Annotated in this window: 13 protein-coding genes; 5 read left to right on the forward strand and 8 right to left on the reverse strand. The window is 62.6% G+C overall.

What is annotated here, in order from left to right:
* Positions 1–99: 99 nt before the first annotated feature.
* The 5 genes from sufB to PSV05_RS02005 all read right to left on the reverse strand — a co-directional run bounded on the left by sufB (position 100) and on the right by PSV05_RS02005 (position 4,508).
* Positions 100–1,539 (reverse strand): Fe-S cluster assembly protein SufB, encoded by a 1,440-nt coding sequence (gene sufB, locus PSV05_RS01985; protein ID WP_300060675.1) that lies wholly within the window; start codon positions 1,537–1,539, stop codon positions 100–102.
* 10 nt (positions 1,540–1,549) lie between these two features.
* Positions 1,550–2,005 (reverse strand): SUF system Fe-S cluster assembly regulator, encoded by a 456-nt coding sequence (locus PSV05_RS01990; RefSeq protein WP_300060678.1) that lies wholly within the window; start codon positions 2,003–2,005, stop codon positions 1,550–1,552.
* A 102-nt stretch (positions 2,006–2,107) separates the two neighbouring features.
* Positions 2,108–3,148, reverse strand: a complete 1,041-nt coding sequence (locus tag PSV05_RS01995) for a succinylglutamate desuccinylase/aspartoacylase family protein (protein WP_300060680.1) — start codon at positions 3,146–3,148, stop codon at positions 2,108–2,110.
* A gap of 4 nt (positions 3,149–3,152) precedes the next feature.
* On the reverse strand, positions 3,153–4,058 hold the full coding sequence (gene rimK / locus PSV05_RS02000; protein WP_300060683.1) for a 30S ribosomal protein S6--L-glutamate ligase: 906 nt from the start codon (positions 4,056–4,058) through the stop codon (positions 3,153–3,155).
* A gap of 33 nt (positions 4,059–4,091) precedes the next feature.
* A complete protein-coding gene (locus PSV05_RS02005) occupies positions 4,092–4,508 on the reverse strand; it encodes a RimK/LysX family protein (RefSeq protein ID WP_300061340.1) in 417 nt (138 codons plus the stop codon).
* Between the two features lie 176 nt (positions 4,509–4,684).
* Between PSV05_RS02005 and PSV05_RS02010 the strand changes: the two genes are divergently transcribed.
* Together PSV05_RS02010 and PSV05_RS02015 are read left to right on the forward strand one after the other, a co-directional pair.
* Positions 4,685–5,149 carry an SET domain-containing protein-lysine N-methyltransferase gene (locus PSV05_RS02010; RefSeq protein ID WP_300060686.1) on the forward strand — a complete coding sequence of 155 codons (465 nt, stop codon included), beginning with the start codon at positions 4,685–4,687 and terminating at the stop codon, positions 5,147–5,149.
* 159 nt (positions 5,150–5,308) lie between these two features.
* Positions 5,309–7,573, forward strand: a complete 2,265-nt coding sequence (locus PSV05_RS02015; protein WP_300060689.1) for a DUF5916 domain-containing protein — start codon at positions 5,309–5,311, stop codon at positions 7,571–7,573.
* 39 nt (positions 7,574–7,612) lie between these two features.
* Here PSV05_RS02015 and PSV05_RS02020 read toward each other — a convergent pair whose 3' ends face one another.
* On the reverse strand, positions 7,613–8,365 hold the full coding sequence (locus tag PSV05_RS02020) for a hypothetical protein (protein WP_300060692.1): 753 nt from the start codon (positions 8,363–8,365) through the stop codon (positions 7,613–7,615).
* A gap of 113 nt (positions 8,366–8,478) precedes the next feature.
* On the opposite strand from PSV05_RS02020, the gene PSV05_RS02025 reads away from it, so the two are divergent.
* Positions 8,479–8,817, forward strand: coding sequence for a hypothetical protein (locus tag PSV05_RS02025; protein ID WP_300060695.1), 339 nt, complete (start codon positions 8,479–8,481; stop codon positions 8,815–8,817).
* 10 nt (positions 8,818–8,827) lie between these two features.
* Here PSV05_RS02025 and PSV05_RS02030 read toward each other — a convergent pair whose 3' ends face one another.
* Positions 8,828–9,379, reverse strand: coding sequence for a DUF1439 domain-containing protein (locus PSV05_RS02030; RefSeq protein WP_300060697.1), 552 nt, complete (start codon positions 9,377–9,379; stop codon positions 8,828–8,830).
* 62 nt (positions 9,380–9,441) lie between these two features.
* Positions 9,442–11,490: an elongation factor G gene (fusA, locus tag PSV05_RS02035; RefSeq protein WP_300060700.1), complete on the reverse strand. Its 2,049-nt coding sequence runs from the start codon at positions 11,488–11,490 to the stop codon at positions 9,442–9,444.
* Positions 11,491–11,725: 235 nt separating this feature from the next.
* Here fusA and PSV05_RS02040 point away from each other — a divergent pair, with 235 nt between their 5' ends.
* Together PSV05_RS02040 and PSV05_RS02045 are read left to right on the forward strand one after the other, a co-directional pair.
* Complete coding sequence (locus PSV05_RS02040) at positions 11,726–12,160, forward strand: OsmC family protein (RefSeq protein ID WP_300060703.1); 435 nt, start codon at positions 11,726–11,728, stop codon at positions 12,158–12,160.
* A 69-nt stretch (positions 12,161–12,229) separates the two neighbouring features.
* Positions 12,230–13,939 carry an amidohydrolase family protein gene (locus PSV05_RS02045; protein ID WP_300060706.1) on the forward strand — a complete coding sequence of 570 codons (1,710 nt, stop codon included), beginning with the start codon at positions 12,230–12,232 and terminating at the stop codon, positions 13,937–13,939.
* Positions 13,940–14,000: the final 61 nt, after the last annotated feature.

A 14,000-nucleotide genomic window follows, 5' to 3' on the forward strand; every position in this document is an offset into this window, starting at 1 on the left:
GCGCGAAATTGTCTTTTCGGGCTGTCCGGCCCGGCCATCCCTGGCCGGGCGTTCACGTGCGCTGCCGATACCGATAGGGCATCGGCAAAGCGCGCCCGCTCACCCAACGGCGCCTTCCAGTGACACGTCCAGCAGCTTCTTGGCTTCCACCGCGAATTCCATCGGCAGTTCGCGGAACACCGACTTGCAGAAGCCGTCGACGATCAGCGAGACCGCATCTTCCTGGGCGAGACCACGACTGCGGCAATAGAACAGCTGGTCGTCACTGATCTTGGATGTGGTCGCTTCGTGTTCGACGATCGCATCGGGATTCTTGACTTCGATATACGGGAACGTGTGCGCGCCGCATTGCTTGCCAATCAGCAAGCTGTCGCACTGGGTGTGGTTACGTGCGCCGTCCGCGCCCGATGTCACTTTCACCAGTCCGCGATAGCTGTTCTGCCCGTAGCCGGCGCTGATGCCCTTGCTGACGATCTTCGACTTGGTGCGTTTGCCGATATGGATCATCTTGGTGCCGGTATCAGCCTGCTGGCGGTGGTGGGTCAGCGCGACCGAATGGAATTCGCCGACGCTGTCGTCGCCGAGCAGCACGCAGCTCGGGTACTTCCAGGTGATGGCGCTGCCGGTCTCGACCTGGGTCCAGGTCACCTTGCTGCGCGCGCCACGGCATTCGGCGCGCTTGGTCACGAAATTGTAGATGCCGCCAACACCGTTTTCGTCGCCCGGGTACCAGTTCTGCACGGTGCTGTATTTGATTTCGGCATCGTCCAGCACAACCAGTTCGACGACTGCGGCATGCAGCTGGTTCTCGTCGCGCATCGGCGCAGTGCAGCCTTCCAGGTAGGAAACGTGCGAGCGCTCCTCGGCGACAATCAGGGTGCGCTCGAACTGGCCGGTGTGGTTGGCATTGATGCGGAAGTAGGTGCTCAACTCCATCGGGCAACGCACGCCCTTGGGGATGAACACGAAGCTGCCATCGGAGAACACCGCCGAATTGAGCGCGGCGAAATAGTTATCGCCGGTCGGCACCACGCTGCCAAGATATTTGCGCACGATGTCCGGGTACTCACGGATCGCTTCGCTCATCGAACAGAACAGCACGCCCTTTTCCGCCAGTTCCTTGCGGTAGGTGGTGCCTACGCTGACCGAGTCGAACACGGCATCGACCGCCACGCCTGCAAGCTTCGCGCGTTCATGCAGCGGCACGCCGAGCTTGTCGTAGGTGTCCAGCAATTCCTGCGGGACTTCGGCGAGCGAGGCGTACTTCGCCTTCGGCGCGCTGTAATAGCTGAGCGCCTGCAGGTTGATCGGGCCGATCTTGAGCTTGGCCCAGTCCGGCACCGGCATGGTCAAAAAGTGCCGGTAGGCGGCCAGTCGCCAGTCGGTCATCCACTCCGGCTCGTCCTTGATGCTCGACAGCGCACGGATGATGTCTTCCGACAGGCCTGGCGGCAGCGAATCGGATTCGATGTCGGTGATGAAGCCGGCCTCGTATTTGCGGCCAAGCTGCTCGTGGATTTGGGCGTTTTCGGTATTCATAAAGTGGACCTCAGGCGCTGGCCAGCTGCATGGCGATGCGGCGCGGCGACGTTGCGAGGACGGGTGGCGGTGCCAGCATCTGGGCCAGGCTGACGCCGCGCAGGGCATCGGCAACCACGTCATTGATGTGCCGCCAGTTGGCGCGCACGCCGCAGCTGTCCTCGATCCCGCACTGGCCGGCATGCACGCTGCATTCGGTCATGCCGAGCGGGCCTTCCATCGCCTCGACAATTTCGATCAGGGTAATCGTCTCGGCAGCGCGGGCCAGCCGATAGCCGCCGTTGGCACCACGGAAGCCTTCCACCAGACCGGCTTGCGCCAGTGGCTTGAGCACTTTGGCGACGGTCGGCGCTTCCAGTCCGGCCTGTTCGGCCAGCTCCGGGGCGCTGAGCACCACGTCGGGCCGCGCGGCAAGTGCGGTCAGGACGACAGTGGCGTAATCGGTGAGCTTGGTGACGCGCAGCATGGCGTTGGATTTGCTACTTGGTTGAAAGCGTACCGGAATTGTACGGTTTCGAGCGACGAAGGCCAAGCGGCCGCTGGAAACGGGCAGGCATCCCTAGAGAAATCAGAGGATCTCGTCCTCGTCCTCCAGCAGCTGCGGTTCGAGCCGGATGTCCAGCCGCGCGCCTTCCTGCACGGCATCCAGATTGCGGATCGTGGCGATGTGGAACAGGGCATCGCCCTGATTGACCGCCGGCACGTTGGTGCGGCCGATGATCAGGCCGGCAAGTGGCGAGCGCACCTCGCGCTGGGTTTCGCCGAATGGGTCCGCGATCACCCCGATCAGGTCATCGACCGCCACGTGGTGGCCGATCGTGCGGTAGGCACGGAAGATGCCGCCATCGCTGGCACGCAGCCATTGGCTCTGGTCGGAGATCAACACCTCGGACGGAGCGCTGGTCGCCTGCTTGCGACGTCGCAGCATGCCCAGGCTGGTCATCGCGCGGATCACGCCTTGCACGCCGACCCGGATCGAGACCTCGTCGAAGCGCAGTGCTTCGCCGCATTCATAGACGATCACCGGCACGCCACGCGCGGCCGCCGCATCGCGCAAGGAGCCCTGTCGCAGCGCGGCATGCTTGAGCAGGGGTGGCGCGAACGCCATGGCCATCTGCAGGGCGCGCTCGTCGGTGGTGTCGACCCGGATTTGCGGCAGGTTGGAGCGGTTGATCGCCGCGGTATGCAGGTCGATGCCGACGTCGGAGCGGCCCACGACCTGGCTCAGGAACAGGTGCGCCAGCTGCGCCGCAAGGGAGCCGTTGGCGTTGCCGGGAAACGAGCGGTTGAGGTCACGGCGGTCGGGCAGGTAGCGGCTGTGGCCGATGAACCCGAAGGCATTGACGATCGGCACCATCAGTGCGGTGCCGGCGATGTCGTTGAGCACCTTGCCGGATAGCAGCCTGCGCACGATCTCCACGCCCACGACCTCGTCACCATGGATCGCGGCACTGACGAACATGGTCGGGCCTTCGCGCTTGCCGTGCGCGACGTGGATCGGCAAGTTGATCGGCGTGTGGTTCGACATGACGCTCAGCGGCAAGCTGATGTTCTGCCGCTCGCCTGGCGCGATCGAGATACCACCGATTTCAAAGGGCGCGCGGCCCAAGGTGTCAGCCCTTCCCTCTGGTGCGGGTCTTGCCGGCCTTGGCGTGCTTTTCGATGAATTCGATGATCATTTCCGCCACGGGTACGTTGGTCGCTTTCTCGATGCCCTCCAGCCCCGGCGACGAATTGACTTCCATCACCACCGGCCCGTGGTTGGAGCGCAGCATGTCCACGCCGCACACGCTCAGGCCAAGCGCTTTTGAGGAACCAATGGCCGTCGCACGTTCCTGTGGGGTGATCTTGATGGGAAAGGCCGAGCCGCCGCGATGCAGGTTGGAACGGAAGTCGCCTTCCTTGCCCCGGCGCATCATCGATGCGACCACCTTGTCGCCGATCACCAGGCAGCGGATGTCCTCGGCATTGGCTTCCTTCACAAACTCCTGCACCAGGATATTGGTGTTCACGCCGCCGAAGGCCTGGATGATGCTTTCGGCCGCCTTCTTGGTTTCGCCCAGCACCACGCCGATGCCTTGCGTGCCCTCGAGCAGTTTGATGATCACTGGCGCGCCGCCAATGATGTCGAGGATATGCTCGGCATTGGAGGTCTTGTGGGCGAACACCGTGACTGGTAGGCCGATGCCTTCGCGTGAAAGTAGCTGCAGGCTGCGCAGCTTGTCGCGCGAGCGTGAGATGCCGACCGACTCGTTGACCGAGTACACGCCCATCATCTCGAACTGGCGCACCACCGCGGTGCCGAAGAAGGTGACCGAGGCACCGATGCGCGGGATCACCGCATCGATCCCAATGAGCTTGCGCCCGTTGTAGTGGATTGCCGGACGGTGCGAGGCCACGTCGATGTAGCAGCGGATGTGGTTGATCGCCTCGATCTCGTGGCCGCGCGCCTCAGCGGCCTCGATCAGGCGTTTGTGCGAATACAGCTCGGCATTGCGGCAGAGCAGTGCAATCTTCATATGCTGTCTCCGGTTAGGGTCGTCCGGCGCGGATCAGCGCTGGGACAACTGGTACGAGCGGGAGGGGTCGACCAGCAGGCGGCGGCGCATTGCCTCACGCCCGATCAGCAGGCGGAAGCCCATCTGGTCGCGATCAGCCAGGCTGAGGTCCATGGAAAAGCGGGTCTCGCCGATGTGGGCTTCGGTGCGGATCACGTAGCGCAGTTGCTGGTGGCCGCTGGAGCTGGTGATTAGCCGCTGGCCAAGCAAGGGCGCCCGGCACAGCACCTCCGGGTGCGCCTGGCGCTGCGCCGGGTGGATGGCGAAGGCAATCCAAGGCGCGCCATCGACTTCAAATGGCTCAAGGTCAAACGCATGCAGCGCGGAAGTGCGGGCACCGGTGTCCAATTTGGCCTTGATCGGCTGCGCCAGGAGCACTGGCAAATGGATCCATTCGCGCCATCCGGCAATCGCGCGGGGTGCTGGCTTGCGCTTGCGTTTGACCGTGGTATCGACGGGATGGCATCAATGATGGCGTCCACCCAAGTTAGGCTATCGGCCTTGCTGTTTGCAAATCTAGCGCCTTCCACGTGGCGACCGGCACATGCTTCGGGCGACAATGGCCGCCCCTCATCGCCCGACCCGTCATGCCGAAGAAGATCGCCACACGAGTTTCTGCCATCCACGGTAACGGCATGTTCGCCGTCGAGAGGCTCGCCAAGGGCGAGCGCCTGATCGAATACAAGGGTATCCGCCGCACGCATGAGGAAGTGGATGCCGGAGACAGTGGCGATGTGGACTCTGGCCATACCTTCCTGTTTACCCTCAACGAAGTTTGGGTCATTGATGCCAACTTCAAAGGCAACGACGCACGCTGGATCAACCACAGCTGCGCGCCCAACTGCGAAGCCGTGCTGCATGAAAGCGAGGACGACCCGGAAAAGTCCAAGGTATTCATCGAAGCCATCCGCGCGATCACGCCGGGCGAGGAACTGACTTACGACTACGGCATCACCCTGGCCGAACGCCATACGCCGCGCCTGAAGAAGATCTGGGAATGCCGCTGCGGCGCCAAGGATTGCACCGGGACGATGCTGCGGCCCAAGCGCTGATTACTGACTAACTGGATCGACGAAGCAGCTGTTGCTTTATTACGCAACCCTGCCGAAGGTTTGCATGACCTCCGCCAGTTAGACATGGCCGGCTTGGCCGCTAAGGTTAGGGGACCTGCGGCTCGATGCTGCGAGCCTGCTGTGAGTCAACGAATCCCGATGCGCCGACTTCACCCCAAAACCTCCTTGCTGTGCGTGGCCATGCTGGCCGCGCTGTCTTCGCCTGCCTTCGCGCAGGCAGCCGGTGCGCAAATAAAAGTCGATGGTGTGATCGACCCGGCCGAATGGCAGGGGGCGCAACACGTTACCGATTTCAAGATGGTCCAGCCGTTCACCCAGGCAGTGTCCACCCAGCCGACCGAAGCCTGGATAAAGGCCACGCCGGAAGGTTTGGCGATCGCGTTCCGCAACAAGAAAGTCGCCGGGGTCGAGACCCCGCGCCAGCGCAGCCGCCGCGACCAGGAGGTCAACATCGACCGAGTCAACCTGATGGTGGACTTCGATGGCGATGGGCACGGCGGGTATAGCTTCACGGTGAGTGCAAGCGACGGCATCGAGGACGCCACGATGACCAGTGGCGGCAACTTCAGCAGCGATTGGGACGGCAACTGGCAGCACGCGGTGGTCGATGGCGACGGTGAATGGACCGCCGAAATGCTGATCCCGTGGTACACCGCGACGATGCAGAAGGTGCGCGGCGACAAGCGCACCATTGCCGTGTACCTGGACCGCGTGATTGGCAGCGTCAACCAGCGCATGGCCTGGCCGGCGATCAGCTTCGAGCGCCCGCAGTTCCTCAACCAGTTCCAGAAGATCGAGATCCCGGCGTATTCGCAATCGTTGCTGGCGATTACGCCCTACGTGGTCGGCGTGCAGGACCTGGTCAATAAGAACAATGCCTTCAATGCCGGCGTGGATGTGTTCTGGAAGCCCAGCGGCCAGTTCCAACTGACCGCGACCATCAACCCCGATTTTGGCCAGGTCGAGAGCGATTCACTGGTGGTGAACTTCAGCGCGGAGGAAACCTTCTTCAGCGACAAGCGTCCGTTTTTCACCGAAAACCAGGGGCTCTTCGATTTCGGGTTGCTGCTGGACAACAGCCAGTTGCTCTACACCCGCCGCATCGGCGCGGGGGCTGACGATGGCAGCGGGCCGGCCGATATCCTTGGCGCGATCAAGTTCAACGGCAGCATCGGCGGCACCCAGTACGGCGCCTTCCTTGCCGACGAGCGTGGCGATGCCGGCCGTCGGTTCGGGGCATTTCGCCTGCAACGTTCGTTCGGCACGCAAACCCTTGGCGCGATGCTGACCAGCGTGGATCGCCCGTTCCTGGATCGCAGCGCGAACGTGCTGGGCTTCGATCACCGCTGGCAGCCGGATCCAAGCCTGACCGTAGCCTCGACCTTGGTCGGCAGTGACATCGACGTGGCCGGCAAGCACACCCGCGACTTCGGCTTTACCACGCTGGCCCAGAAGACGCTCGACAAGGAGTGGAGCGTGACCGGATTGCTGATCCACTACGGCAAGGATTTCGAGGTCAACGATGCCGGTTATCTGGGACGCAACAACCTCAACTACGGCCAGTTCAAGGTGGACAGGCGCATCACCGGCCTTCCCGAGGAATCGGCGTACGCGTCGCACAACTGGCAATGGCGAATCGATGGTTCGCAAAATACCGATGGGCGTTGGCTGCAACGGCAATTCCAGATGTCGCGCCACAGCCAGCGCCGGGACGGCGGCGATTTCCATTGGAATTTGCAGGCAAGCGCGGCTGCGTTCGATGACCGGATCACTCGTGGCAACGGGCTCATGCGTACCGAGCCCGGTTTCGGGGGACATATCCATCGAATCCTGCCGCGACGTGGCAACTGGAAGGTGGGGGCCGAGCTCAGCGCTGCGGTTGCCGGCGGAGTGCGTGGCGATACGCCCCGGATGTGGAACACCATTGTCAGTGCCACCTATTACTTCAACGATGCTCTGAACCTGGAGTTTCGGGCGGGACATACCTCCGACCAGGAATTCCTGGTCTGGCAACACGACAACCTGGTTAGTGGCTTCCAGATGTCCCGCAACGATTTCAATGCCAGCCTCAACTGGAATATCGGCACCCGCCAGGAATTGCGGGTCAAGCTGGAAGCATTGGGCCTGAATGCAGACAACCCGAAGCCGTGGCGCATCGCTGCGGATGGGCGTGCGCTGGCGAGCAATGACCTCGTGCAACCCTTCAGCCTGCGCAACCTGGGGTTCCAGGTCCGCTATCGCTACGAGCTGGCGCCGCTGTCCGATTTGTACATCGTCTATGGTCGTGGCGGCTTCATGTACGACGGCTACGCTGCGGGTGCATTCGGTCAGTTCGGTGATGCGTTCTCGCTGCGCGACGACGAGCAGCTGCTGGTCAAGTTGTCCTACCGCTTCGAACTGTAGGACGGGCCCGGCTCACCGATCCAAACGCATCACGCGTGCTCAATCCTCGCCTTCGTGGGGCCAACTGATCCCGAGCTGGCCCACCACCAGATCCTTTCCGATCGTCGGATAGCCATTATCGTCGCTGCGGAAGCTGGCATCGCCATGCGGCAGGCGCGCATCGCCAGTGCCCTTGCGTGCAACCAAGGCCACCCTTCGGAAGATGCTGGCATCCACGGCATTGGCCAACTTGCCGCCATGCCAGTCCTGCACGACGCCGCCGTAGTCCCAATCAAGGCCATAAAAGCTGACCGGCGCGCCATTGAGCGCGACCAGCTCGGCGAGAGTCATGCCGGTATGCAGCCCGGCACTGTCATGCCAGAGCGAATCCGGCGATGGCACCCGCAGTTCCTGGATCGGCGCGTCCGGGTTATCGGCATCCTGCACAAGCTCCAGGCGCTTGCGTGGGTCGTCCGGGAACACCACCAACACGGGATAGCTGCCGTTGCCTTCAGCGCCATACAAGGTCTCCTCGTGCAGATTGACTTTGCCGAAGCGCGCTTCCAGTTCCAGCCGTGTGGTCAGCGGTCCCAGGCTACCGGGTAGCACCCAGTCTTCAGTTTGTTCGCCTGGCTTGGCCGCAGATTCAGTTGTGGGTTCGGTCGTCGTGCTTGGTGGCGCTGGCTTTGCGGGTTCAGCCGTGGGCTTGGGGGCAGGCGCCGTCGGCACCGGTGCAGGCGGCGTGCGCTCGCACGCGACAAGGGTCGCGGCCATGCAAACAACCAGGCAATAAACCGGCAGCGTCGGTTTCATGAAAAGGTCCTGCGCGCTTTGAGCTGGGAGGAAGACCGGGTCAGGATTTCGGAGGCGGGGGGACTGCCTGCGATTGTTCGCTGGCCTCAGGCGGATGTGGCGGATGTGCAGGCATGACCGGCATGGTATCCGCTGGTGGCTTGCCTAAAGGGCCTTCGATCGTGATGGTCGGTGGGCTCACCGGCAGATTCGGATCGACCGTGCTGGTGTTCTCGGTCGCGATGTCGACGGACTCTTTTGCGGGATCCTCATTGTCGGTCGCCAGGCCATCTGCTGGTGGTGATAACACCGACGGCGTGCCGGGATTTGGCATGCCGGTGACCGAGCCACCTGCCGCATCGGGCTGGGGCAGGCTCTCGTCGCTGGTTTGTTGCTGCGTTGTCGCGGTCTTGTCGGCACCGCATGCGGCAAGCGTCAGGCAGGAACAAAATATCGCAGCAGAAAAAGTGTGATGGTGCATGGTCAGTCCAGTTTGAGTGTGATCACGCCGGTATCGATGTCGACCCGTTCGATCCGCTTAGATGCGATGCGGCCGAAGGTGCTGTCGTCCAGCCGATATACCGGTTCTTCGCGAGCATAATCGAGCAGCCAGCTGTTGAGCATCGTGCGTGCAGTGCCGTTCATCACGCCGCCGAGTGCGGGTACGTTGACGTTGACGATCTCGGGGTTGTCCAAGTGCAGGCCATGGGTTCCGGCATCGAAGCGCAAGCCGCTTTCGACGATGAAGTGCCCCGAAGGATTCCTGTTGCCACCGCCCATGCCGGTCATGCCGATGTCGAACTCCAGGTGCAGGCGACCGCCGCCGGGCAGGCTCAGCCGCGGATTGAGCAGGCTGATAGAGATCAGCCCGCCCAGTTTGCGGTAGTCGCGCGGGAACTTGTGGTCCAGCTGCGCCTGCAACTGCGGCTCGGTGAAATGGATGTCGCGGCCCAGCAGCACGGAACTACCCAAGCTCGAACAACCCACCAGCAAGCCAACGAACAACAGCATGAAGACCAGGGCGATGCGGCGCATGACGGGAACCTGCGTACGTGCGGGGTTGGACACCTTAGCGCTTCGCCATGAACCTCGGGTTATCAGTCCTCCTCGTGGCGTGGCTTGTAGGCCTCGACAAGTTTTTGCTGGACCTGGGTCGGCACCGGCTCGTAGTGGCTGAAATCCAGCACATAGCGGCCACGGCCCGCTGTCACCGATTTCAGTTCCGCGGCATAGCCTTCCAGCTCCGACAGCGGCACCTGCGCCTTGACCACGATCTCGCCGCCGCGTGCCGAATCGGTGCCACTGATCCGCGCGCGCTTGGACGCCAGCCCGCCGCTGATGTCGCCCATGTGCTGCTCGGGCGCGGTCACTTCCAGGTCGGTGATCGGTTCGAGTACTTGCGGTCGCGCCTTGCTGACCGCATCCAGGAACGCCCTTTTTCCGGCAGCGACAAACGCAATCTCCTTGGAATCCACCGGATGGTGCTTGCCGTCGTAGACAATCACGCGCACGTCCTGCATCGGATAGCCGGCTACTGCGCCACCGGATAGCACTAGGCGCACGCCTTTCTCTACTGCTGGCAGGAACTGGCCGGGGATCGTGCCACCCTTGACCTCGTCGACGAACTCGAAGCCGCCACCGCGCGGCAGCGGTTCGATGCGCAGGGACACTTCGCCGAACTGGCCGGCGCCACCGGTCTGTTTCTTGTGCCGATAATGGCCCTCGGCCTTTGCCGACACGGTTTCGCGATAGGCAATGTGTGGCGGGTGCGTATTCACGTCGACGCCGTACTTGTCCTTCAGCCGTTGCAGCATCACCCGCAGGTGCAGGTCGGACAGGCCGCGGATCACGGTCTCGTTGGTTTCGATGTTGTGCTCGACGTTGAATGCCGGGTCTTCCTCGGCAAGCTTGTGCAGCGCGATCGCGAGTTTCTGTTCCTGGCCCTTGCTCGCGGCGTCCACCGCCAGCCCGAACATCGGATTGGGGAACGCCATCGATGCAAGGTGGATATGGTCCTCGTCATGGCTGTCATGCAGCACGGCATCGAAATGCAGATCGTCGATCTTGGCGACGGCAGCGATGTCGCCGGGAATGGCTTGCGCGATCTCGACATGCTCCTTGCCCTTGAGCTTGAACAGGTGCGCGACCTTGAACGGCTTCTTGCCGTCGTCGACGAATAGCTGGGTGTCCTTCCTGACCGTGCCCTGATAGACGCGGAACACGCCGAGCTTGCCGACGAAGGGATCATTGGTGATCTTGAATACGTCGGCAATGACATGTGCGTCCGGATCCAGCGTGGCGGTGATCGGCTGCGCATTCGCGCCGACGCCTTTCATGAACGGTGGCGGGTTGGCCTCGCCCGGATGCGGAAACAGGGTTTCGGTCACGTCCAGCAGCTCACGCACGCCGGCGCCGCTACGCGCGGAGACGAAGCAGACCGGAACGAGGTGGCCTTCGCGCAGGCATTGCTCGAACGCATCATGCAGTTCCTGGCCTTTCAGTCCGGATTCGCCCAGGTCCAGGTAATGGTCCATCACGGTTTCGTTGATCTCGACAACCTGGTCGATGATCTTCTGGTGCCAGTCGCCGACCGGGCCGAGGTCGCTATGGCCCGAAGATTGGGTAAAGCAGTTGACGACGCTCCTGCCGCCCTCGGTGGGCAGGTTGAGCGGCAACACTTCGTTGCCGAAGGTGTCGCGCAGCTTATCGAGCAGTGCGCCGAGCCGTGCGCCCGGATGGTCGATCTTGTTGACCACCAGTACGCGGCACAACTTGCGCGCCTTGGCGTGTTCCATCATCCGCACAGTGCCGTGGTCGATGCCGTGGTCGGCATCCACAACGATGGCAACTGTTTCAACCGCGGCGAGTGCGGACAGGGTCGGCCCGCGGAAATCCGGGTAGCCGGGCGTGTCGATCAGATTGAGGTGGATGCCGGAGTGGTCGGTACTTGCGATCGCGGCATCGATGGAATGGCCGCGATCTTTTTCTATCGGATCGAAGTCGGAGACCGTGCTGCCGCGTTCAATGCTGCCTGCCGTCTGGATTGCGCCGCCGGCATGCAGCAGGGCTTCGAACAGGGTGGTCTTGCCGGCGCCTGGATGGCCTGTGAGGGCCACATTGCGGATTTGCTGTGTGCTGTAGGACATGAGCCCGTATCTCCTCTATGCGCGGAGCATGCTCTTCAAGAGCGGGCGTCATGGCTGTCCGCGCTTCGCGCCAGAGCGTAAAGCGTGCGCTCGGCGGGCGGTCATGGCGGACTTGGACGATAGCGCGCGGGCGAATACAGCGTCCCGTTGCAGCGCAGCAAAAGCACATCGGCGTAACGCTGCGGGCCCCATTCTTCGGCTATAGAACGTTTCCCTCGAATCAATGGAGCACACCATGGGCATTTCCCGTCACGCCACTGCGCACTGGTCAGGCGACCTCAAGTCGGGCGGTGGCAGCATCAGCACGCCACAGAGCGGCCTGATGGCCGACACGGTATATGGCTTCAACACACGCTTCGGCGACAAGAAAGGCACCAGTCCAGAGGAGCTCATTGCCGCTGCGCATGCCGGCTGCTTCACCATGGCATTGTCCAATGCGCTTGCCGAGGCAGGCCACGTTGCCGAAGCAGTGGACACACGCGCAGAAGTCGACCTGTCGATGGAAGGCGGCCCAAACCTCAGTGCAATCCGTCTCATGACCAAGGCGAAAGTGCCGGGCATCGACAAGGCGAAGTTCATGGCCATTGCAGAAGACGCCAAGGTCAACTGCCCGGTCTCGAAAGCATTGAGCTCCGTACCTATCTCGCTGGAAGCAACCCTGTTGAGCTGACGGTCGGCATGCGTTGCCGGGGTAGTCCATGAACGGCATAGTGCGGTTTCACATCCGACGAGCCATGCCATGACCTTGTCCCGCCTGATCTTGCCCAAAAGCTTGCTGTGCTGCTGCATGTCCGCCGTAGTGTTCGCGGGCAGCGTGCTTGCGCCCGCGAATGCCGCCGATGTGCAGCTGCTCACTGCCAAGCGCATCCATACCTCCGACCCGAAGCACCCGACCGCAACCGCAATCGCCTGGGATGCGTCCGGGCGCTTGCTCGCAGTTGGCGATGTGAAGGATCTGGCGGCGCGCTATCCGGATGCGGATCGAATCGACGCCGGCGACGCCACCGTGGTGCCCGGGATGATCGATGCCCACGGCCACATCATGGATCTCGGCCTGGCACTGATGCGGGCCGATCTGGTCGGCGCCGCCAACAAGGCCGAGGTTATGACGCGGTTGCGTGATTTCGAAAAAACCCTCGCTCCGGGCGAATGGCTGCTCGGTGGTGGCTGGGACCAGAACGACTGGCCGGACACTGCATTCCCCACTGCAGCAGACCTGGATGCTGTGTTCCCGGATCGGCCGGTCTGGCTGGAACGCGTGGATGGCCATGCCGGCTGGGCCAACACTGCAGCACTGCGTGCTTTGTCGGCATCGCCCGTTGGCAAGACCATGCTGAATTCCGGCAAGATCGATGGCGGCAAGGTGATTGCCGGTGCCGATGGCAAGCCCAGCGGCATCCTGGTCGATGGCGCGATGAAACCCATGTATGCAGTGCTGCCGGCACTGGATGCCGCACATGCCGAGGAAGCCCTCACCCGGGCACTGTCATTACTCGCCAGCGATGGCCTGACCGGCGTGCATGACATGGGCGTTTCGCGTGAAGCGCTTGCTTTGTACAAGCAGTTTGCCGATGCAGGTCGGCTGACATTGCGCATCGATGCCTATGCCAATGGCAACAAGGAAGCCTTGGCCGACCTGTGCAAGGACGGTTTGTACACCCATGCCGGCGGTCGACTTGAAATGCATGGCGTTAAATTGTTCATCGATGGCGCGCTGGGTAGCCGTGGTGCCGCGTTGCTGGCCGACTATAGCGATGATCCGGGCAACCGTGGCCTGCTGGTGACCGCGCCGGATGCTTACGAGGCAGCGGTGCGCAAGGCCAAGGGCTGCGGCGTGCAGGTTGCCACCCATGCCATCGGCGATCGCGGCAACCGGCTTGTGCTGGACACCTATGAGCGTGTGCTGGGCGACGATGCGAAAACCAATCATCGCTGGCGCGTCGAGCATGCACAGATCCTGTCACCGGACGACTTGGGTCGCTTTGCAAAACTGGGCGTGATTGCGTCGATGCAGCCAACCCATGCGACCTCCGACATGCCATGGGCGCACGAGCGCCTTGGTGAGGCACGACTGATTGGTGCCTATGCCTGGCGCGACCTGCTCAACAGTGGCGCGCACCTTGCGTTCGGTTCTGACTTCCCGGTGGAATCTCCTGACCCGCGCCTGGGCCTGTATGCCGCGGTGGCGCGCCAGGATCGTGAGGGCCATCCGCCAGGCGGCTGGTTTCCGGCGCAGCGCATGACTGCCGCCGAAGCATTGCGCGGCTTCACCGCAGATGCCGCGTGGGCCGGCTTCGACGAGGATCAGGTGGGCCGGCTCGCACCAGGCCTGCATGCGGATTTCGTGGTGCTCGCTGCGGACCCGCTGACTGTTCCGGATTCGCAGATTGATGACCTGAAAATCCGTTCAACCTGGGTCGACGGCAAGCCCGTTTACGAGTCAAAATAGCCGGTCCGGGTTGTATTCCGGATTACATCCGAAACTGTCGGTGCGCTAAATGGATATGTGG

The sequence above is a fragment of the Thermomonas sp. genome (genome assembly GCF_029945965.1).
Classification (GTDB): domain Bacteria; phylum Pseudomonadota; class Gammaproteobacteria; order Xanthomonadales; family Xanthomonadaceae; genus Thermomonas.

What these genes read in the sequence shown, in the direction of transcription:
- PSV05_RS02040 (WP_300060703.1), top strand. Translation starts at nt 11,726, where the DNA reads ATGGGCATTTCCCGTCACGCCACTGCGCACTGGTCAGGCGACCTCAAG.
- PSV05_RS02020 (WP_300060692.1), bottom strand. Translation starts at nt 8,365, where the DNA reads ATGAAACCGACGCTGCCGGTTTATTGCCTGGTTGTTTGCATGGCCGCG.
- PSV05_RS01990 (WP_300060678.1), bottom strand. Translation starts at nt 2,005, where the DNA reads ATGCTGCGCGTCACCAAGCTCACCGATTACGCCACTGTCGTCCTGACC.
- PSV05_RS02045 (WP_300060706.1), top strand. Translation starts at nt 12,230, where the DNA reads ATGACCTTGTCCCGCCTGATCTTGCCCAAAAGCTTGCTGTGCTGCTGC.
- sufB (WP_300060675.1), bottom strand. Translation starts at nt 1,539, where the DNA reads ATGAATACCGAAAACGCCCAAATCCACGAGCAGCTTGGCCGCAAATAC.
- rimK (WP_300060683.1), bottom strand. Translation starts at nt 4,058, where the DNA reads ATGAAGATTGCACTGCTCTGCCGCAATGCCGAGCTGTATTCGCACAAA.
- PSV05_RS02025 (WP_300060695.1), top strand. Translation starts at nt 8,479, where the DNA reads ATGACCGGCATGGTATCCGCTGGTGGCTTGCCTAAAGGGCCTTCGATC.
- PSV05_RS02010 (WP_300060686.1), top strand. Translation starts at nt 4,685, where the DNA reads ATGCCGAAGAAGATCGCCACACGAGTTTCTGCCATCCACGGTAACGGC.
- PSV05_RS02015 (WP_300060689.1), top strand. Translation starts at nt 5,309, where the DNA reads ATGCGCCGACTTCACCCCAAAACCTCCTTGCTGTGCGTGGCCATGCTG.
- PSV05_RS02030 (WP_300060697.1), bottom strand. Translation starts at nt 9,379, where the DNA reads ATGCGCCGCATCGCCCTGGTCTTCATGCTGTTGTTCGTTGGCTTGCTG.
- fusA (WP_300060700.1), bottom strand. Translation starts at nt 11,490, where the DNA reads ATGTCCTACAGCACACAGCAAATCCGCAATGTGGCCCTCACAGGCCAT.